This window comes from Tessaracoccus coleopterorum, from assembly GCF_011174705.1.
Lineage (GTDB): Bacteria > Actinomycetota > Actinomycetes > Propionibacteriales > Propionibacteriaceae > Arachnia > Arachnia coleopterorum.
This window is the reverse complement of sequence record NZ_JAANIJ010000001.1, coordinates 1,566,481-1,584,122: the sequence shown is the minus strand read 5'-3', so window position 1 is coordinate 1,584,122 and position 17,642 is coordinate 1,566,481. Positions and strand designations below refer to the sequence as shown.

Below are 17,642 nucleotides of genomic sequence, written 5' to 3'. Positions count from 1 at the left end.
CACCCTGCGACGGATCATGAACATACTCAGCGACGACCGTGCTCTCCGAAGAGATTGCGATCGGATCGTACGTGCGCGCGGGTGAATCACTCACGACGCCAGCTCCTTGAACGTCAGGAGCCGATCACGATAGTGCTCGTACTGCTTGCGACGAGCATCAAGTTCGGCAGGGAGGCCGATACTGATGTCGTTGACGAGGGCGTCAAACTTATCGAGCACTTCGACGATCTGCTCCTTCACAGTCATCGATGGATTCGGAATCGGAATCTTATTGAGATTTGCCTTATTCAGTTTCGGCTGCGCCGCGCCAGATATGTACGGGGCAAGATCGATCGAATTCAAATAGAACTCGACGAAGCGTCGCTCGGCGTACGTGGTGAACTCCAAAACGTGGGCATGGTTATTAACCCAAGTTTTGCCTGAGACCGAGAACGCGATCGGGGTCGAGCGCGCGAGAAGATTCGCCCCATCCTCCGACACCAGCAGGTAGTCCCCGTCGAAGATGTGCTCACTCACGTAGTCAACAATTCCGGACGCACCGTAATAGGGAATTTCACCGGGCACACGTGCGTCACGGGTTACTGGCTTGCGACGACTGTCAAGGTTTTTCGCAAGATCGCCAAGTTTAGTGATCGCCACGTTTGAGCCGAACGTTAGCGCGGCGTGCCGATAGTGCTCGTGCTGGGCGCGCCGGGATTCCAGCTCCGCTTCCAGCTCCGCTTCCAGCTGAGTGAACTTATCCAATACTCGCACGATCTCGCGCTGCACTTCGAGAGGCGGCACCGGGAATGGAAAGTCCGTAATCATCGGCTTCCTGATCGAGGTCACAGTTGCACTGACGGCCTTCTGGACGATAAATCTCTTGAAATATGTCAAGAAGTAGAAATAGGCAAATCTGGGATGCACACGAGGGTCTGTGAAGTGAATCCGATATGCACGCTGGTGCAATGCATACTTGCCATTAACGTAGTGGAAAATCTCACCAATGCCGCCCTCGCCAGGGATAATCAGTGCTTCTTCGTCGAACTCATACGAGTCGATGCGCATGACGTCCTTCGAGCGGACGTAGAACGGGTAATTTCCGCCGTAAATAGCGTCCTTGCGGTCGCTACTACCAGTTCCGACCTGCGCGAGCACACCAATCTTGGCGTACTCTACCCCCTCCGGGCACATCGCCTGAATGAGCTCGTCGATGCGGCTCACTTGGAGTCCTCCAGATCGGCCACGATCTCGTCGATCGCTGTCCGCAGCTCCGCTTGGCGAGCCACAATGCGCGCGATCTCGGCGTTCAGCTCGACGATGTCGACCTCCTCGCGGGTATCCTCCGCCTCCACGTACGATGACACCGCGATGTTGTAGTCATTCACCGCGATGTCCTCGTTACCCACGATCGTGGCGAAGTGGTCCTGGGGCTCGCGCGTCGTGAATGCTTCGAGGATTCTCGTCTGGTGCCCTCGAGCAGCTTGTTCTTGTTGCCAACGCGTTTGAACTCGGCCGACGCATCGATGAACAGCACGTCGCTGGTCTTCTTCGACTTCTTCAGCACGAGGATGCAGGTCGCAATCGTCGTGCCGAAGAACAGGTCCGGCGGCAGCTGGATCACCGCGTCGACGTAGTTGTTGTCGATGAGGTACTGCCGGATCTTCTTCTCCGCTCCCCGCGGTACAGCACGCCGGGGAACTCAACGATCGCGGCCGTGCCGTTGACGGCGAGCCAGCTGAGCATGTGCATCGTGAAGGCCAAGTCAGCCTTCGACTTCGGCGCGAGGACACCGGCCGGGGAGAACCGCTCGTCGTTGATCAGGAGCGGGTTCGCATCGCCCTCCCACTTGATCGAGTAGGGCGGGTTGGACACGATCGCCTCGAACGGCTCATCATCCCAGTGCGCCGGATCGATCAGCGTGTCGCCGTGCGCGAGGTTGAAGTCCGCGTAGTTAACGTCGTGCAGGAACATGTTGATCCGGGCGAGATTGTACGTGGTCAGGTTGATCTCCTGGCCGTAGAACCCCTGGCGGACGTTGTTCTTCCGAGAACCTTGTCGAACTTCAGCAGCAGCGACCCGGAGCCCACCGCCGGGTCGTAGACCTTGTTGACCTGCTTCTTGCCCACCACCGTGATACGCGCCAGCAGCTCGGAGACCTCCTGCGGCGTGTAGTACTCACCACCGGACTTGCCTGCGTTGGCGGCGTACATCTGCATCAGGTACTCGTAGGCGTCGCCGAACAGATCGATCGAGTTGTCCTCCCACCGTCCCAGCGGCAGGTCGCCGATCGCGTCGAGCAGCTTCACCAGCTTCTGGTTCCGCTTGGCGACCGTTGAGCCGAGCTTGTTGCTGTTCACATCCAGGTCGTCGAACAGACCCTTGATGTCATCCTCACTGTCCGTACCCAGCGCCGACGCCTCGATGTTCTTGAAGACCCGCTCGAGCGTCTCGTTGAGGTTCTCGTCCCGCGCCGCACCCTCCCGCACGTTGGCGAACAGGTCGGACGGCAGAATGTAGAACCCTTCTCCGCGACGACCTCGTCGCGCGCGAACTCCGCGTCGGAATCCGCCGTCAGCCGGTAGTCGAACGACACGTCGCCCGCATCATGCTCGTGCTTGTTGAGGTACGCCGTGAGGTTCTCGGAGATGAACCGATAGAACAGCATGCCCAGCACGTAGGACTTGAAGTCCCACCCGTCGACGCTGCCACGCAGGTCGTTCGCGATACGCCAGATCGTCTTATGCAACTCGGCTCGCTGCGCCTCTTTTGTGGTCGGTGCCATAGGGTTGTCTCCTCCGCGCCACTGCGCAATCACGGTGCTGGGTTGTTCGTTCACAGGCTATCGGCGACCACTGACGCTCGGGTCCCCGCGACATCAGCGCGTCGCGTAGAACGCCACTGCTGCCGCCGCCGTCACGTTCAGCGAGTCCACGCCGCCCATCATCGGGATCGTGACCCGGCGATCGAGCAGTGCGTCTGTCTGGGGCGTGATGCCATGGCCCTCGGTACCGAACACGAGCGCGAGCTTCTCGTGATCCTCCGCTACTAGCTCATCGAGGGTGATAGCGCCCTCCCCAGCGTCATGCCGGCCACGACGTAGCCGGCCTCCTGCAACTCGTGAATACCCGCCGGCCACTCGGGATCCTCGTCCACGGAACCTGAAAGACCGTGCCCATCGAGACCCGCACTGAGCGTCGGTAGAGCGGGTCAGCGCAGGTCGGTGACACCAGCACAGCGTCGAGGCCCAGAGCAGCAGCATTGCGGAAGGCGCTGCCGACGTTGGTATGGTCGACAAGGCCCTCCAGAACCGCGATCCGACTACGCCTGCGCGGCTCAGCTGCAGGTTTTGGATGGGGTAGTTTGGGACCACACATGTTCTTCTGGGCCAAGGGCTACTCGGACTACCACCCGGAGGAGCCGGGGGCGACGCCGCCGGTCGAAGCTGCGAGCCGAAGCCGTTCGACCTGCGCAAGCTCGGCGACCAGCGCGCCCGGTTCCGCCCCGCCACCATGGAGGCGCCCGTGCCGATGCCGGTGACCGGCGCCGACTACAAGTGGATGAACCTCATGATGCGCACCCCGCTGAAGTCCATCCCGAAGATCATCCGTCGGGTCGTCCAGGGCATGGGAGGCCTCGCCATCAAGCGCGAGTACTCCGCCGGTGGCCAGGCCATCGCGGGCGGCATGTACGCGGGAGTGCTCAACGCCGGCATCCCCGTGTGGACGGAGACCTCGATCGTCGAACTGGTGACCGATGAGCGGGGCGCCGTGACCGGTGCCGTCGTCGAGCAGCAGGGGCGTCGCGCCACCGTCACCGCGCGCAAGGGCGTCGTCCTTGCCGCCGGCGGGTTCGACCACAACCGGAAGCTGCGTCGGGAGCACCAGTCCGAGCGTTACTACGACAACCTCAGCCTCGGCTCCGAGGGCAACACCGGTGACACGCTCGCCATGGCCGAGGGCGTCGGTGCCGAGCTGGCCAACCTCGACCAGGCGTGGTGGTTCCCGGCCGTCGCCCCGGTGGCGGAGGGCCAGGCCCCGTCGATCCTGCTCGCCGAGCGGTCGCTCCCCGGCTCGATGATCGTCGACCAGACCGGTAAGCGCTTCATCAACGAGGCCACCGACTACATGAGCTTTGGGCAGGAGGTGCTCCGGCGCGAGCAGGAGGGCGATCCCGTCACCGACATCTGGCTCATCTTCGACCAGCAGTACCGCAACTCCTGCGTGTTCGCCGGCGGCATCTTCCCGCGGATGGCGCTTCCGGATGCCTGGTACGAGGCCGGGATCGCGCACAAGGCCGAGTCGATCGGCGAGCTCGCCAACGGGATCGGCGTCGACCGGTCCACCCTGAAGTCGACCCTCGACCGGTTCAACCTCATCGCGGGGGCCGGCGTCGACGAGGACTTCCAGCGCGGCCACAGCGCGTACGACCGGTACTACGGCGATCCGACGCAGACCCCGAACCCGAACCTGCGTCCACTCGGTGGGACTCTGTACGCGGTCAAGATGGTGGTCTCCGACCTCGGCACCTGCGGTGGCGTGATGACCGACGAGTTCGGTCGCGCCGTCAAGGAGTCCGGCGAGGTCATCGAGGGCCTCTACGCCCAGGGCAACGCCGCGGCCAACGTGTTCGGCCACAGCTACCCGGGTGCGGGCGCGACCATCAGCCAGGGCCTCGTCTACGGCTACATCATCGCCAAGCACGCCGCCGAGGCGCGCTGAGCGACCCGGCAGGACCGGCCACCCGCACGCCCCCGACGCGGGGTGGCCGCCCGCTACCAACCCTGCGGGTCTGACGCGAGCCGGCTGAGCACGACCGCGTCGCGCAACCCACCGTGGGTCCGGATCGAGCTGCGGAGAGTCCCCTCGATCCGGAACCCTGCGCGCAGCGCCACCGAGAGCGACGCGAGGTTGCCGCTCGCAACGCGGACCTCGACCCGCTGCATGCCCAGATCGAAGGCCCAACCGGTGAGAACGGCGAGCGCGGTGGTCATCAAGCCGCGGCCCCTGCCCACGGAGCGAGCCAGTAACCGGCCTCCGTCGACCCGACCGACCAGTCGGCGTCCTTCAGCCCGATGACCCCGCAGAGCCGACCACCGGACTCGACGGCGCGCTCGATGCCGTCGCCGGAGGCCAGCTGCGCCGGTGCGTACGCCATGGCGAAGTCGCGCGCGTCATCGGTCGTGTAGGGATGGGGATCGGAAGCCAGGCGCGGATCGCCTCGTCGTTGCAGGCCGCGGTGATGTCGGTGAGATCGTCCTCGCGCAGCGGGCGGAGTCGACCGCCTCCGAAGCCGATCTCGTCGTCGGGAAACTGGCGCATGATGCGAGCGTAGTCCGCCCGCACATCAGGTAACGTTTCGCGGCACCCTCCCGGTCAACTTCATCACGGCGCACATCGCCTTGTGGGCGCCGTCGGAGACGGGTTCGAACATCAGGGGACAGCCGCCATCGATGACGACGACCCCGTGCTCCCTTCCGTATGCGACGGCCTGCTCGTCGAGGCTGCCGCCGTCGATCGAGCGGTGCAGCCACACCTTGGTGATCCCGAGATCGACCGCCTCCCGCATCGTCGCCAGGGCGTGCTTCGGGCGGTGGCGATCACGACCGCCCGATCCCTCGGGTGCCCCGGCAGATCCGGGTAGCTGGGCCGTCCCGAGATCTCGGTGGCGTTCGGGTTGATCGCGACCGCGTCGAACCCACGCTCGACGAGCCGGTCGTAGATCACGTTGGCACCGTGGCTTCCGGGGTCCGGGAGACCCCTGTCACGGCGATCCTTCGGCAGGCCAGGAACTCGGCCGCAGCGTCGTTGATCTTCATGGTTCATTGTGCGTCTGCCGCGCAGGCGCGCCCACGGCGGGCCCGCATATCGCGGGCCGTGTCGTCCGAATGGCCGGCATAGGAGGGTTGACGTCCGGGGCGCAGCGGATCTAGCATCTGAGAAATCGATTACTCAGCATTTCTCGCGACGTCGGAGTCCCGGGAATCCGAGGAAGGGCAACCACACATGACACGTTACGGGGACCACGGATCCAGCCTCCGGGACCTGCCCGCCTCCGGGACACGAAACGCAGGCGCGTCTCGTCCTACGACCCGGCCGGCGGCAACGAGGACCGCATCACGCTGCGCCCGGGCGAGACGGTTCAGCTCGCCGACATCGCGGGCGCAGGCGACGTCAACCACATCTGGATGACGGTCGCCCGGCGGGACCGACCACGCCCGAGACCCCGACAACGACTTCCTCCGCAAGCTCGTGCTCCGCGCCTACTGGGACGGCTCAGGCAAGCCGAGCATCCTCGTCCCCTCGGCGACTTCTTCGGCGTCGGCCACGCCAAGACGACCAACTTCGCGTCGCTCCCGCTCCAGATGAGCCCCAGGACGGCAAGGCGTTCAACAGCTTCTTCCACATGCCGTTCGCAGACGGTGCCCGCTTCGAGCTGACGAGCGAGTGCGACGAGCTCGTGCTCTGGTTCTACTTCTACATCGACTACGAGGCCTTCGACCAGCTCGAGGACGGCATCGGCCGCTTCCATGCCTCGTGGCACCGTGAGTGCCCCACCGACGGGATCGAGCAGGGTGACCTGACCAACGGCCAGTTCCTCTTCGAGGGCGACAACACCACGGGTGACGGCAACTACACGATCCTCGAGACCAAGGGCCGCGGCCACTACGTCGGCTGTACCTTCAACGTCACCAACCTGCGCCACACCGAGGCCTGGAACTGGTACGGCGAGGGTGACGACATGATCTTCGTCGACGGCGAGTCCTGGCCGCCCAACATCCACGGGACCGGCACCGAGGACTACTTCAACACCGCATGGTGCCCGTCGGAGCCGTTCCACGGTCCCTACCACGGCATCACCATGCCCGGTGGCCCGAACTGGTCGGGCCAGATCTCCATGTACCGCTTCCACATCGAGGATCCGGTCACCTTCAGCGAGTCGGTGCGGGTCACCATCGAACACGGTCACAACAACCAGCGCTCCGATGACATCTCCTCGGTTGCCTACTGGTACCTCGACCGCATCGACGAGACCCTCACCCTCCCCCGGTCGCGCAGCGGATGCCGAGGCTCGCCTGATGGACATCACCCGTCGAGGGCTGCTCGCCGCGGGCACCGTGGCCTCACTGGCCACGGCATGCGGCGCGCCGCCGCGCGGCCCGCTGGCGACCCCGGTCGCCGAGGGTTCGTGCTCGACGGCGTGACCGGCGTCACCCGGATCGCCCAGCTCACCGGCCCGGGCGCCATCAACGACACCGCATCGGTGCTGCTCGCAGGCGCCGACCTCGGCCACATGACCACCGTCGGTGACCGCACCTGGCTCGTCTTCGGTGACAACTTCGGGATCCGTGAAGACGACGCCTTCGGCGGCACCGGTGACGTGTGGAAATCCAACTGTCTCGCCTGGACCACCGACGACGACCCGACCGACGGGCTCACCTTCGACGGCTGGATCCTCGACGACCTCGATCAGGTGAAGGAGGTGCTCCCGGAGAACACAAGCCGAACGAGCAGGTCGGGGAGGTGACCAAGATCCCCACGCAGCTCTTCGCGGTGGGGAGACCCTCTACCTGGCCTACATGTCCGTGTGGCACTGGGGCGACCCCGGGGTCTGGGAGGCCGACCACGCCGGGTTGGCCCGCTCCACGGACGGAGGCCGGAACTGGGAGATCCTCGACGGTGTCACCTGGCCGGGTGACTCGAACTTCGTCCAACTGGCCCAGGTGCCGCTGACCGTCGACGGCGTCGACCACATCTATCTGTGGGGCATCCCTGCAGGCAGGTTCGGACCGGTCAGGCTGATGCGGGTGCCCGCAACGGACGAGGCCGTCGCCGACCTCGGCGCCTACGAGTACTTCGCCGGTGAGACCGACGCGGTGGCGACCTGGAGCCGCGACCCCGACGACGCCGTCGTGGTGCTCGACCGTGGCACCGCGGAGTTGTCGGTCATGTGGTCCACCCACCTCGAGCGGTGGATCCTCACCACGATGCTCGACAACGGGTCGGCCGTCCTCTACGAGGGCCTGTCGCCGTGGGGCCGTGGAGCGACCCGCACGAGATCCTCAGCCAGGCCGACACCCCGGGCTCTACGCCCCTACCTGTGCCCCGCTACGTCGACGAGGACGGGCGACGGGTCTACTTCACGCTCTCAATTTGGGGCCCTACCAGGTCTATTGGTACGCAATGGACCTCCGCCGGGCCGGCGACCACTAGATCGTCCGGGTCGGAGCAACCAACCACCCGCACACAGATGCGGGAGACAAACCCAAGGAGTCAACGATGACCAACAACATCTCGAGGCGGAAGCTCCTCGGCGCCACCGGCGGGATCGCCGCCGTCAGCGTGCTTGCCGCATGCGGATCCGGGACCCCCGGGAGCCCGCGGCCACCCAGACCACAGGCGGGGCGGTGGCGGCAGCGCCGCGGCCGCGACCACCATCGCGTTCTGGCACCGCACCTTCACCCCGGTGGAGAACGAGTGGTACAAGAGCATCATCGACCAGTTCAACAAGGCGCAGACCGCGGTCAAGGTCGTCGGCACCGAGGTGCCCGCCGATGCGTGGGACCAGAAGATGAAGGCCGCGCAGGCGGCGGGCAAGGCGCCCGACGTCTACACCCACCCTGGGGCCATCCAGGACGCCGTCACCGCGGGCCAGCTCTTCAAGCTCAACGACGTCATGAAGCAGTCGGCGCTCGACGAGATCATCGAGGCCGCCCGGCCCGTCTCGGAGATCGACGGCAACTTCTACGCCTACCCGCTGCTGCTCGAACCCCAGGCCGTCCTGTTCTGGAACAAGGACATGTTGAGCGCCGCCGGCCTCGACCCGGAGAAGGGGCCCGAGACCTGGGACGAATTGTTCGCGATGTGCGAGAAGATCAAGCCCACCCTCCAGCAGGGTCAGTACTGCATCTCGCCGGCCGGCGACGCGATCACGTTCGCCTGGTCCAGCGTCGGCCAGCAGTACAACTTCAACGGCCACCTCGCCCTGAACGACACCTGGACCGCCGCCGCAGTCGAGGAGCCCGGCTACAAGGAACTGATCGGCGTCTACAAGACGCTGTGGGACAAGGAGTACATGCCGAAGCAGGCGCTCGCCGCCTACGTGGAGGGCAAGGACTTCGGCCAGAAGAAGTGCGCCTTCAAGGTGTCCGGCTCCTGGATGATGTCCGAGATCGGCTCCGACTACCCCGACCTGCTGAAGAAGACCGGCATCGGCCCCATGCCGAACTCGGCCTCCGCCGACGGCCGCACCGCGACCACGCTCGGCAACTTCAAGTGGGTCATCGACGCCAAGACCAAGAACGGGCAGGCCGCGGGCGACTTCCTCTCCTGGGCCATCGCCGGTGACCCGGCCAACCTGGTGCCGTTCTTCGTGGAGACGCAGTTCACCAAGGTGTCGGTCCGCAAGTCGGTGCAGGATGCGGTTGCCGCCGACCAGAAGGCCGCAGACGCCCCTGGTCGGACATCGTCACCAACAAGATCGCCCCGACTGCCATCCCCGAGCCCACCTACCCCTGGGACGTGTCGCTCGCCGTCGGCACCGCGATCGAGGCCGGCATGAAGGGCGCAGCCCCGGTCGACGCGGCGCTCGCGACCGCAACGGCCGCGATCAAGACCGTCATCGACCGTGAGAAGCTGCCCGAAAAGGCTCCGAAGAAGTAGTCGCCGAGCGGACACGGCAGGGGCGGTGGTCAGCCGCCCCCGCCGTGCCCGCCCAAGTTGGGAAGAGACAACCATGACCACCACCGCCCCCGGTCGCGAGGACCGGGCGACGCGACGACGCCGCGGGCGCTACGCGTACCGTGACACGAAGGTCGCCTACCTGCTGCTGCTACCGGTGGTGACGCTGCTGGGCATCTTCGTGGTCTGGCCCGCCGTGTACGCCGTCTACCTGTCGTTCCAGAACTGGAGCTTCTACAAGGCCCCGGAGTTCGTCGGAACGGAGAACTACCTGGCCGTCCTGAAGGACCCGCTCTTCTGGGCGACCATCAAGCGGGGCTTCCTGTTCGTCGCCATGACGGTGCCGATCATGTTGATCCTCGCCTTCTTCTTCGCCTGTCTCGTGGTGGCGGTGTCGCGTCGGTTCGCGAGCGCGTTGAAGGTGAGCATCTACATCCCGACGATCATCTCCACGGTGATCGCATCCATCGTGTTCGTGCTGATCTACGACTACTCGGGCGGCCTGCTCAACTGGTTCCTCGGCCACTTCAACATCGACCCGATCGCCTGGATCGGGGACCCCGCCTGGTCGCTGCTCGCGATCGCGGTGCCCGCCATCTGGCTCGGGCTCGGCCTCACGTCGCTGATCATGGTGGCAGCCATGGTCGACATTCCGATGGAGTTCTACGAGGCGGCCTCCATGGAGGGTGCCGGCTGGTGGGCCAAGACCTTCTACATCACGATCCCGCAGATGAAGAATGTGCTGCTCTACCTGCTGATCACCGGCTTCGTCGCGGCCATCCAGCAGTTCGAACTGCCACTCATCATGACCGGCGGTGGCCCGCTCGACTCGACCACCCTGCCCAACCTGTTCATCTTCAACCACTTCCGCAACGACATCAATGTCGGCTACTCGATCGCGGCGGCGCTGCTGCTGTTCGTCGTGCTCGGCACCGTGTCGGCCATGGTGTTCAAGGTGCTCAACTCCGAGAAGCTGGTGGACTGACATGGCAGATCCCGAGATCCGTCGCCCTCCCGCAACGCCGCGTGGTGGATCCGCGGCATCCTGAAGGGCCTCGTCGGCGCCGTCTACATCGTGGCAGCCCTCTTCCCGCTCGCCTGGATGGTGATCGCGGGCTTCAAGACCAAGACCGAAGTCATCCAGACCCCTTCCAGTTCTTCCCGAGGTGTGGAAGTGGGAGAACTACGCGCAGATCCTCGCCGACCCCACCTTCCTCCGGACGCTGGCCTGGACCCTGCTCGGCGCGGTGCTGTTCACGCTGCTCAGCCTCACGGTGAACTCGCTGGCCGCCTACGCGTTCGCACGGCTCGAGTTCCGGTTCAAGAAGACGCTGTGGGTGCTGGTGATCACCACCATGTTCATCCCCGGCATGACGATCCTGCTGACGAGCTTCATCGTGGTGACCAAGCTCTACATGCTCGACACCCTCGCCGTCCTCGTCATCCCGGGCGCCGCGAGCGCGGCGAGCGTGTTCTTCATCCGCCAGTTCTACCTGAACATCCCCTCGAGCCTCGAGGAGGCGGCCATGCTCGACGGCTGCGGGCGCCTGCGGATCTACTTCAGCCTGTTCCTGCCGCTGTCGAAGCCCCGTTCGTCGTGATGGGCATCACCGCGTTCCTGGCCTACTGGAACTCCTACGTGTGGCCCATCCTGACCATCACCTCGCCCGACAAGTACGTGCTGCAGCAGTACCTGGCCACCTTCCGCTCGGAGCGCAACACCGAGTTGGGGCTCCTGATGGCCGGCTCGACGCTCGCGGCGCTCCCGGTGATCGTGCTGTTCCTGATCTTCCAGCGCCAGATCATCGGCAATATCAAGATGGCGGGCCTGAAGTGACCTGGAATCCCGACGACCATCCCGCCGTCGCGTTGCCGCTCGGCGGCGTCGGGACGGGCTCCATCGCACTGGGTTCCGACGGCGGCTTCCGGCAGGCCCAGTTGATGAATGTCGGCACCCACCACGGCGACCTTCCCGGCACCTTCATGGCGCTGCGGGTTCAGCAACTGGAGCCGATCCTCAACCGCTCGATGGTGCTGCAGGCCGCCCGCGACGATGAGGGCGCGCGCGGCCGGCCGGCCACGCCGATGTTCAACGACGACCTCGTGCCGCGCTGGCAGCGGGACCTGATCGGGGCGCACGGCGGCACCCGCACCACCATGAAGGCGACCTACCCGGTGGCAGAGGTGACCCACGACACGGGCGGCCCCATCGAGGTGCGGGTCCGCGCCGTCTCACCCCTGGTGCCCGGCGACCCGGATGCGTCGGGCCTCCCGGCGGTGCTCGTCGACGTCGAACTGGTCAACACCTCCGACGTGGTGGCCTGGACGTGGCTCGCCTTCGCCGCCCACAACGCCGTCGGGTTGGACCCGCATCTCAACCCCCGTGGGGTACGGGCCCCGGTTACGGCGGCAACGTCAACCGGTTCCGGCGCTCCGGCAGACGCGCCGACATCGTGATGGACAATCCGTCGGTGGCGCCGTCGTCGCCGTGGTCGGGCAGCAGGTCCTTTCCTGCGAGGGCGACCTGGTGGTCGCTCTGCCGTGCTTCGAGGAGCCTGGCGAACTCTTCGACCTCCTCCGCGTGCTGGCACCCTGGGGCGACCGGACGGTGCTCGACGCGGTGTCGTGGGCGCAGGTCGGGCAGGCGAGCGCCCCGAGCCACGCTTCGGGCCCAGCCCGCCCGGGTCGACCTGGTTGGGTGCGCTCATCGCGCACAACGAGGTGCCGGCCCGAGGCAGCGTCACCGTCCGCTTCGTGCTGACCTGGCACTTCCCCAACCGGTACGTCGACTTCGTCCAGTACGGTCCCGACCGGCCGGATGTCGGGGCGACCCGGTTCTTCATCGGCAACCACTACGCCACCCGCTTCCCGACGCCCTCGCCGTCGCCGACGACGCGCTCGGCCGGTGGGATGCGCACTGGGGAACGACCCGCGCCTGGACCGACGCCCTCGATGCGGTCGATCTGCCGGAGCGGTGGCGCACCCACCTCGCCGCGCAACCCGTCGCGCTACGCACCCCCACCACCTTCCGCACCCGGGACGGCAACTTCTACGGCTACGAGGGGCTGCTGGGGAGTCGACGCTGATGTGGTCAGGCGACGTCGGCGGCGCCTGCCCGTTGAACTGCACCCACGTCTGGAACTACGCGCAGGCCGCCTCGGCCATCTTCCCTGGTCTCGAACGCTCGATGCGGGAGACCGAACTCGACCTGATGCAGGCCCCGTCCGGGGCCCTCCCGCACCGCGTCCACCTGCCCCGCTACCTCCGCCAGCACGGCGACGGCCCCGTCGGTGCGCCCGACCAGCCGGCCCTCGACGGGATGTGCGGGTCGATCCTGAAGATCTACCGCGAGCTGCGCCGCGGCGCGATCGGACTCGACTGGGTGCGGGGACGCTGGGGCCGGATCGTCGCGCTGATGGACCACATCGCCACCACCTGGGATCCGGACGACACCGGCCTCCTGCACGGCATCCAGCCCTGCACCTACGACATCGGGCTGCACGGTGCCAACACCTACATGGGCACCTACTGGCTCGCCGCGCTCCGCGCCGCCGAGGAGCTGGCGCTGCTGACGGGCGACCGGGAGCGGGCCGGGCGGTGGCAGGACCGCTTCGAGAGGAGTTCGGCCGCGCTCGACCGGGAGTGCTTCCGCGGCGGCTACTACGTCCAGGTGCCCGACCCGGGCCTGCCCGACGTGCACCAGTGGGGCCCGGGCTGCCTGTCCGATCAACTCATCGGCCAGTGGTGGGCCCACGAGCTGGACCTCGGTTATCTGCTGCCCGCGACCACGTCCGGGAGGCCCTCGCCAACGTCGTGCGGCACAATCTGTTGGACGATGCCGGCACCGCAACCCAGCGGCCCTACGCCGTGGCGGGCGAGCGCGGCCTGGTGCTGTGCACGTGGCCGACCGGTGGCAGGCCGGACGTGCCGACGCTGTACTGTGACGAGGTGTGGACCGGGGTCGAGTACCAGGTCGCGGCGCACTGCGTGCGGGAGGGCCTCCTCGAGGAGGGGCCGCCGTCGCGGAGGCCATCTGGGATCGACACGACGGTCGCCGACGGAACCCGTTCAACGAGGTCGAATGCGGCGACCACTACGTGCGGGCCATGTCCGGTTGGAGCCTGTTCGAAGCGTCGCTCGGCCTCAGCTGGAATCAGATCGACGGGACGCTGAAGGTCGGACGGAACGGGCAGTTCCCGATCCTGACGGGGAGGGCTGGGGCACGGTGAGCGTTGAGACCGATTCCGCCGAAATCATCTGCCACCGCGGCATGCTGACGGTGCGCGAGGTGGTGCGCGGAGACGACGGCGCCAGGTTCGGGTTCCCCGACGACGTGACCCCGGACGCGGGTCCGTGCCGGGTGGGCCGCCATGGATGAGCGACGGCGGGAGCCGACGATAGCCGACGTCGCGCTGGCTTCAGGGGTGTCCGCCGCGACGGTGTCGCGCGTGCTGAACGGGCACCCGAAGGTTGCTGCCGACCTGGCCGAGCGCGTCCAGGTGGCGGCGCGCGAGATCAACTACCGACCCAACGGGGCGGGGCGCGCGCTGCGGAGGCAGCGCTCCGACCTGCTCGCCGCGATCGTGCCCGACGTGCGCAACCCGTTCTTCGTGCGGCTGGTCGAGGCATTCGAGACGGTCGCCAACGCCGAGGGTACTCGGTGGTGCTCTGCAACACCCTGGAGGACGCCGCGCGGGAACGCGCCTCCATCGAGACGGTCATCGCGCACATGGTCTCCGGGGTGCTGATCGCCTCGGCCTCACCGAAGCCGAGCCACCTGCGGCCTTTCGAACGCGCGGGCATCCCGGTCATCACGGTCGACCGCGACGTGGTGGGGTTCGCGGGCGACGCCGTCGCCGTCGACAACCGGCTGATCGGCCGGCTCGCGGCGGAGCACCTCCTCGAGCAGGGCCGGTTCACGCCGCTGGTGCTCAACCACACCATCGACATCTCGCCGATGCGCGACCGCGAGGACGGCTTCTGTCGGGCGATGGCCGCGGCGGGCCACCCCGTGGACCCCGACCGGGTCTTCTCGCTGCCTTTCCACGCCGACCGGCCGGCCGAGGTCGCCCGGATCGTCGCGACGACCCAGGCCGATGCCGTCTTCGCCACCACGAACACGCTGACCGGTGAGGCATTCAGCGCGCTCCGCAGCCAGGGCAGGGCGATCGGCCCGGAGATCGGGTTGGTGGGGTCGACGACGACCGGTGGAATCTGATGGTGGAGCCACAGGTCACGGTCGTCGAGCAGCCGTCCGAGGAACTCGGACGCTGGGCGGGCAACTGCTCGCCACCCGCGCCGCGGAGGGCAACTCACCAACGCCCGGATCCTGCTGGACCCGGTGCTGCACGTGCGCGGAAGCTCGCTGCGGGGTGACCGCTGAGCGTCACCACCACCGCTGGATCTCTACGTGGCGTAGCATTCCGGCAGGAGGTCGATCCATGGCGGGTAAGCGGTCCCGGGAGCCGGGCGAACTGGAGGCGCAGGTGCTGCGGATCCTGCGCGGCTTCGACGGGCCCGTCGGTGCCCGCGCCGTCCAGGACCTGTTCGACGAGCCGCGCCCGCGTACACGTCGCTGCTCACGATCCTCGACCGGCTCCGCGTGAAGGGCCTCGTCGAACGCGTCGAGGTGTCGCCCCGGAAGGTCCTGTTCACGGCGGCCCAGAGCACCGAGGAGCATGCCTCCGATCTCATGCTCGGCGTGCTCGGCGAGGTCGACGACCGGCGCGCCGTGCTGCTGCGCTTCGCGGGCAACCTCGACGACGCCGACGTCACGTTCCTGCGTGACGCGCTCGCGGCGAAGCGGCGGTGACGGTGCCTCTCGCGGGGGCCCTGTTGGCCGGCGCGGTCGCGCTCGCGTTCGGCGCACCCATCGCGCTGGGCGGTGGCCGCTGGCAGGTCTTCCGCCCGCGCCTCGCGCTGACCCTCTGGTTCTCCGCCCTCGGTCTCGGGGTCGCCATGGCGGCCGCCGCCTTCGCGGTCACCGTCGCGGTGGCCGCCTCCGGGCCGACACCTCGTTGCTGGCCACCGTCGGCGCGTGGGGCGGCGTGCTGCTCGTGGCCGCGGTCGTCGGGCTCGCCTCCGGGATGTCGGAGCCGCTGGTCGACTCCTACCGCAGGTCGCTGCGCAGGCTGACGCCGGTGGCCACCTCACGGGAGGACAGGACGGCGTTCACGCTCGTCAGGTTCGAGTCGGAGCATCCGGTGGCCGTCGCGGTTCCGGGCCGCAGGCCGGAGATCCTGGTGTCCTCGGCTCTGGAGCAGGCGCTCACACCGGCGCAGCTGCGGGCCGTGCTGGCGCACGAGTACGCGCACCTGACCGGGAGGCACGGCCTGCTTGTCCGGCTGGCCGAGCTGAACGCGTCGTGCCTGCCGCGCTTCGTGCCGGCGGGCACGGGGCTGCGCCGGGCGACAGTCATGCTGGTCGAGCTCGTGGCAGACGACGTCGCCGCGCGCCAGGCGGGCTCCGCGCAGGTGGCCGTCGCGCTCGAGCGCCTCGCACAGGTGAGCGGCGAGGCGGGCTTCCTGGTGCGCGCCGAGCGGTTGAGGGCCTTGCCCGCCGCGGGTGTGGTCGGCGTCGGCCTCCCCGAACCCGTGCGCGTCTGAGCCGCGCCCGGCCACCAGGGCCCCTTGGCAGGGTGTTCGGAGCCTCGATCCCGTGGCTCCCGGCAGAGGAGACAGAGCCATCAGCAGTCCTGGGAAGGGGCCGGTCGTGGAAGGGCCGCCCACGATGGCCGATGTTGCGCGTGCCGACGGCGTCTCCCGGGCACTGGTCTCGGTGGTCTACCGCGGCGCTGAGGGGCCTCGGAACAGACCCGTCGATATGTGCTGGGGATGGGCGAGAAGCTCGGGTACCGCCGCAACACGCTCGCCTCGCGACTGGCCTCGAAGGGTGTCCGCTCGATCGGTGTGCTGGTGTTCGACGTGCGCAATGACCTCATGGACGGATGTGCTGGCGGGCATCCAGACGGAGGCGGATGAACGGGACATCGGAGTGGTCGTAGGCATCTCCGACCCCGACGGCGCCCGCGACACCCGCACGATCAACGAACTGCTCGGCGCGCAGGTCGACGTCCTGATCATGATCAGCGGGTCCTGTCCGGCGACATAAGTCCGGGAACTGTCCGGATCGGTGCCGGTGGTGTTGGCCACCCGGGCGATCCGCGATGCCGGGCTGCGGGTGCCGGAGGACATCGCGGTGGTCGGATTCGACAACCTCCGCACGTCGGAACTCCGGGCGATCGACCTGACGAGGGTCGATCAACAGCCCGTGACGCTCGGACGGATGGTCGTCCGGCTGGCCCTGGAGAGGGTGGCCGATCCCTCGCGCGAACCTCAGGCCAGGGCGCTGCAGCCGCGCCTCGTGGTGCGCGGCACCACCGGCCCGCCGGCTCCTGACGTCGCTGGTGGCTCAGAACATCAGCCAGTTCATCCACGACATGCCGAGCAGCATGGCGATCATCACCACGGTGTCGAGGGTGCCGTGCCTGCCGTGATCGCGGTGCCGGACCGCGCTGACCGCGAAGCACACGGCCCCACCAGCATGGCGGCCGTCAAGGCGTAGCCGATCACCATCGCGAACGGCGACATCGCGTGGTGGTGGCCACCGGGGGCATCACCGCGACCATCCAGGTCATCGAGGCCATCATGATCGCGTGCACCACCTGGTGCCACGCCGGGTGGACAAGTTGCTCCCGCTCAAAGCGCCCGACCCGCAACGCGATCGCCACCCCGATGAACCACAGCGTCGCCGCGGCGAAGAAGACCAGTTGCGCGGTCCAGGGCAGCATCCGCCACCAGTGCCAGGCCATGGCCGCCATCACGAGCGCCATCAGCAGGTGCAACACGTCGCAGATCACCTGGACGGGACGCCTGCGTTCGGCGACCGCCCTGAACCCCAGGTAGCCGGCGATGGCGACGAAGAGGATGGTGAAGAGCAGCCGTACGGTGGGGTCGGAGATCACGGAGGCCTCGATTCGGTTCT

Annotated in this window: 28 protein-coding genes and 5 pseudogenes; 22 read left to right on the top strand and 11 right to left on the bottom strand. The window is 67.3% G+C overall.

The window, feature by feature from the left end:
• Positions 1–90: 90 nt before the first annotated feature.
• The 5 genes and pseudogenes from G7085_RS10150 to G7085_RS30085 all read right to left on the bottom strand — a co-directional run bounded on the left by G7085_RS10150 (position 91) and on the right by G7085_RS30085 (position 3,356).
• Complete coding sequence (locus tag G7085_RS10150; RefSeq protein ID WP_197510872.1) at positions 91–1,203, bottom strand: restriction endonuclease subunit S; 1,113 nt, start codon at positions 1,201–1,203, stop codon at positions 91–93.
• A pseudogene (locus G7085_RS10145) lies at positions 1,200–2,192 on the bottom strand (type I restriction-modification system subunit M). The gene G7085_RS10150 and the pseudogene G7085_RS10145 overlap by 4 nt, the downstream one beginning before the upstream one ends.
• Positions 2,193–2,335: 143 nt before the next feature.
• Complete coding sequence (locus G7085_RS32475) at positions 2,336–2,728, bottom strand: type I restriction-modification system subunit M N-terminal domain-containing protein (protein ID WP_331715595.1); 393 nt, start codon at positions 2,726–2,728, stop codon at positions 2,336–2,338.
• Between the two features lie 129 nt (positions 2,729–2,857).
• Positions 2,858–2,998: a TrmH family RNA methyltransferase gene (locus G7085_RS32470; RefSeq protein ID WP_331715594.1), complete on the bottom strand. Its 141-nt coding sequence runs from the start codon at positions 2,996–2,998 to the stop codon at positions 2,858–2,860.
• Between the two features lie 64 nt (positions 2,999–3,062).
• Positions 3,063–3,356, bottom strand: coding sequence for a TrmH family RNA methyltransferase (locus tag G7085_RS30085; protein ID WP_331715966.1), 294 nt, complete (start codon positions 3,354–3,356; stop codon positions 3,063–3,065).
• Between the two features lie 6 nt (positions 3,357–3,362).
• On the opposite strand from G7085_RS30085, the gene G7085_RS10135 reads away from it, so the two are divergent.
• Complete coding sequence (locus G7085_RS10135; protein ID WP_197512841.1) at positions 3,363–4,700, top strand: FAD-binding protein; 1,338 nt, start codon at positions 3,363–3,365, stop codon at positions 4,698–4,700.
• A 53-nt stretch (positions 4,701–4,753) separates the two neighbouring features.
• Here G7085_RS10135 and G7085_RS34720 read toward each other — a convergent pair whose 3' ends face one another.
• The 5 genes and pseudogenes from G7085_RS34720 to G7085_RS34705 form a co-directional block, all read right to left on the bottom strand.
• Positions 4,754–5,035: a GNAT family N-acetyltransferase gene (locus G7085_RS34720; RefSeq protein ID WP_408647200.1), complete on the bottom strand. Its 282-nt coding sequence runs from the start codon at positions 5,033–5,035 to the stop codon at positions 4,754–4,756.
• Positions 4,972–5,136, bottom strand: coding sequence for a GNAT family N-acetyltransferase (locus tag G7085_RS34715; protein ID WP_408647086.1), 165 nt, complete (start codon positions 5,134–5,136; stop codon positions 4,972–4,974). The genes G7085_RS34720 and G7085_RS34715 overlap by 64 nt, the downstream gene beginning before the upstream one ends.
• Position 5,137: 1 nt before the next feature.
• Positions 5,138–5,187 (bottom strand): annotated as a pseudogene (locus tag G7085_RS34710) (hypothetical protein); the annotation flags it as partial.
• A 138-nt stretch (positions 5,188–5,325) separates the two neighbouring features.
• Positions 5,326–5,547: a Rossmann-fold NAD(P)-binding domain-containing protein gene (locus G7085_RS30080; RefSeq protein WP_269451828.1), complete on the bottom strand. Its 222-nt coding sequence runs from the start codon at positions 5,545–5,547 to the stop codon at positions 5,326–5,328.
• An 86-nt stretch (positions 5,548–5,633) separates the two neighbouring features.
• A pseudogene (locus tag G7085_RS34705) lies at positions 5,634–5,804 on the bottom strand (hypothetical protein); the annotation flags it as partial.
• Between the two features lie 426 nt (positions 5,805–6,230).
• Here G7085_RS34705 and G7085_RS25435 point away from each other — a divergent pair.
• From G7085_RS25435 to G7085_RS10030, 21 genes and pseudogenes are all read left to right on the top strand, one after another.
• A complete protein-coding gene (locus G7085_RS25435; protein ID WP_231979402.1) occupies positions 6,231–6,347 on the top strand; it encodes a DUF2961 domain-containing protein in 117 nt (38 codons plus the stop codon).
• A 37-nt stretch (positions 6,348–6,384) separates the two neighbouring features.
• Positions 6,385–7,506, top strand: a complete 1,122-nt coding sequence (locus G7085_RS10120; protein ID WP_197510870.1) for a DUF2961 domain-containing protein — start codon at positions 6,385–6,387, stop codon at positions 7,504–7,506.
• Between the two features lie 19 nt (positions 7,507–7,525).
• Positions 7,526–8,554, top strand: a pseudogene (locus tag G7085_RS32465) (DUF4185 domain-containing protein); the annotation flags it as partial.
• Positions 8,446–9,540 (top strand): ABC transporter substrate-binding protein, encoded by a 1,095-nt coding sequence (locus G7085_RS10110; RefSeq protein WP_197510869.1) that lies wholly within the window; start codon positions 8,446–8,448, stop codon positions 9,538–9,540. The pseudogene G7085_RS32465 and the gene G7085_RS10110, both read left to right, overlap by 109 nt.
• Positions 9,501–9,641 (top strand): hypothetical protein, encoded by a 141-nt coding sequence (locus tag G7085_RS10105; protein WP_197510868.1) that lies wholly within the window; start codon positions 9,501–9,503, stop codon positions 9,639–9,641. Before G7085_RS10110 ends, G7085_RS10105 begins: the two co-directional genes overlap by 40 nt.
• A gap of 73 nt (positions 9,642–9,714) precedes the next feature.
• Positions 9,715–10,644: a carbohydrate ABC transporter permease gene (locus G7085_RS10100; protein ID WP_197510867.1), complete on the top strand. Its 930-nt coding sequence runs from the start codon at positions 9,715–9,717 to the stop codon at positions 10,642–10,644.
• Positions 10,645–10,825: 181 nt separating this feature from the next.
• The gene (locus G7085_RS32460) at positions 10,826–11,260 is read left to right on the top strand and encodes a carbohydrate ABC transporter permease (RefSeq protein WP_331715593.1); all 435 of its coding nucleotides are present in this window, start codon (positions 10,826–10,828) and stop codon (positions 11,258–11,260) included.
• Positions 11,260–11,496 carry an ABC transporter permease family protein gene (locus tag G7085_RS25425; protein WP_231979400.1) on the top strand — a complete coding sequence of 79 codons (237 nt, stop codon included), beginning with the start codon at positions 11,260–11,262 and terminating at the stop codon, positions 11,494–11,496. The genes G7085_RS32460 and G7085_RS25425 overlap by 1 nt, the downstream gene beginning before the upstream one ends.
• Complete coding sequence (locus G7085_RS10090; RefSeq protein ID WP_197510866.1) at positions 11,493–12,116, top strand: GH116 family glycosyl-hydrolase; 624 nt, start codon at positions 11,493–11,495, stop codon at positions 12,114–12,116. The genes G7085_RS25425 and G7085_RS10090 overlap by 4 nt, the downstream gene beginning before the upstream one ends.
• Positions 12,116–12,745 (top strand): hypothetical protein, encoded by a 630-nt coding sequence (locus G7085_RS10085; protein ID WP_197510865.1) that lies wholly within the window; start codon positions 12,116–12,118, stop codon positions 12,743–12,745. Before G7085_RS10090 ends, G7085_RS10085 begins: the two co-directional genes overlap by 1 nt.
• Positions 12,745–13,832 (top strand): annotated as a pseudogene (locus G7085_RS25420) (GH116 family glycosyl hydrolase). Before G7085_RS10085 ends, G7085_RS25420 begins: the two are co-directional and overlap by 1 nt.
• Positions 13,833–13,884: 52 nt before the next feature.
• On the top strand, positions 13,885–14,037 hold the full coding sequence (locus G7085_RS34700; protein ID WP_197510863.1) for a hypothetical protein: 153 nt from the start codon (positions 13,885–13,887) through the stop codon (positions 14,035–14,037).
• Positions 14,030–14,407 (top strand): LacI family DNA-binding transcriptional regulator, encoded by a 378-nt coding sequence (locus G7085_RS10070; protein ID WP_197510862.1) that lies wholly within the window; start codon positions 14,030–14,032, stop codon positions 14,405–14,407. The genes G7085_RS34700 and G7085_RS10070 overlap by 8 nt, the downstream gene beginning before the upstream one ends.
• Positions 14,323–14,877 (top strand): LacI family DNA-binding transcriptional regulator, encoded by a 555-nt coding sequence (locus G7085_RS10065; protein ID WP_197510861.1) that lies wholly within the window; start codon positions 14,323–14,325, stop codon positions 14,875–14,877. The genes G7085_RS10070 and G7085_RS10065 overlap by 85 nt, the downstream gene beginning before the upstream one ends.
• Before the next feature lie 223 nt (positions 14,878–15,100).
• Entirely contained in the window at positions 15,101–15,265 is a 165-nt protein-coding gene (locus tag G7085_RS10060) for a hypothetical protein (protein ID WP_197510860.1), read from the top strand.
• Positions 15,262–15,471 carry a hypothetical protein gene (locus tag G7085_RS10055; protein WP_331715592.1) on the top strand — a complete coding sequence of 70 codons (210 nt, stop codon included), beginning with the start codon at positions 15,262–15,264 and terminating at the stop codon, positions 15,469–15,471. The genes G7085_RS10060 and G7085_RS10055 overlap by 4 nt, the downstream gene beginning before the upstream one ends.
• Entirely contained in the window at positions 15,468–15,794 is a 327-nt protein-coding gene (locus G7085_RS10050) for a hypothetical protein (RefSeq protein WP_231979398.1), read from the top strand. The genes G7085_RS10055 and G7085_RS10050 overlap by 4 nt, the downstream gene beginning before the upstream one ends.
• A complete protein-coding gene (locus G7085_RS10045) occupies positions 15,677–16,264 on the top strand; it encodes a M56 family metallopeptidase (RefSeq protein ID WP_197510858.1) in 588 nt (195 codons plus the stop codon). Before G7085_RS10050 ends, G7085_RS10045 begins: the two co-directional genes overlap by 118 nt.
• Positions 16,265–16,483: 219 nt before the next feature.
• Positions 16,484–16,639, top strand: coding sequence for a hypothetical protein (locus G7085_RS10040; protein WP_197510857.1), 156 nt, complete (start codon positions 16,484–16,486; stop codon positions 16,637–16,639).
• Positions 16,608–16,769: a hypothetical protein gene (locus G7085_RS10035; RefSeq protein ID WP_197510856.1), complete on the top strand. Its 162-nt coding sequence runs from the start codon at positions 16,608–16,610 to the stop codon at positions 16,767–16,769. Before G7085_RS10040 ends, G7085_RS10035 begins: the two co-directional genes overlap by 32 nt.
• 33 nt (positions 16,770–16,802) lie before the next feature.
• On the top strand, positions 16,803–17,222 hold the full coding sequence (locus G7085_RS10030; protein ID WP_197510855.1) for a substrate-binding domain-containing protein: 420 nt from the start codon (positions 16,803–16,805) through the stop codon (positions 17,220–17,222).
• 4 nt (positions 17,223–17,226) lie between these two features.
• Here the strand turns inward: G7085_RS10030 and G7085_RS25415 are convergent, their stop codons facing one another.
• Positions 17,227–17,622 carry a DUF5134 domain-containing protein gene (locus G7085_RS25415; RefSeq protein ID WP_197510854.1) on the bottom strand — a complete coding sequence of 132 codons (396 nt, stop codon included), beginning with the start codon at positions 17,620–17,622 and terminating at the stop codon, positions 17,227–17,229.
• Positions 17,623–17,642: the final 20 nt, after the last annotated feature.

Excerpts from the sequence above, each read along its gene's own strand:
- G7085_RS10060 (WP_197510860.1), top strand. The coding sequence starts at position 15,101 with ATGGCGGGTAAGCGGTCCCGGGAGCCGGGCGAACTGGAGGCGCAGGTG.
- G7085_RS25425 (WP_231979400.1), top strand. The coding sequence starts at position 11,260 with ATGGGCATCACCGCGTTCCTGGCCTACTGGAACTCCTACGTGTGGCCC.
- G7085_RS10085 (WP_197510865.1), top strand. The coding sequence starts at position 12,116 with ATGGACAATCCGTCGGTGGCGCCGTCGTCGCCGTGGTCGGGCAGCAGG.
- G7085_RS30080 (WP_269451828.1), bottom strand. The coding sequence starts at position 5,547 with ATGCGGGAGGCGGTCGATCTCGGGATCACCAAGGTGTGGCTGCACCGC.
- G7085_RS10070 (WP_197510862.1), top strand. The coding sequence starts at position 14,030 with ATGGATGAGCGACGGCGGGAGCCGACGATAGCCGACGTCGCGCTGGCT.
- G7085_RS34715 (WP_408647086.1), bottom strand. The coding sequence starts at position 5,136 with ATGGCGTACGCACCGGCGCAGCTGGCCTCCGGCGACGGCATCGAGCGC.
- G7085_RS10120 (WP_197510870.1), top strand. The coding sequence starts at position 6,385 with ATGCCGTTCGCAGACGGTGCCCGCTTCGAGCTGACGAGCGAGTGCGAC.
- G7085_RS30085 (WP_331715966.1), bottom strand. The coding sequence starts at position 3,356 with ATGTGTGGTCCCAAACTACCCCATCCAAAACCTGCAGCTGAGCCGCGC.
- G7085_RS10100 (WP_197510867.1), top strand. The coding sequence starts at position 9,715 with ATGACCACCACCGCCCCCGGTCGCGAGGACCGGGCGACGCGACGACGC.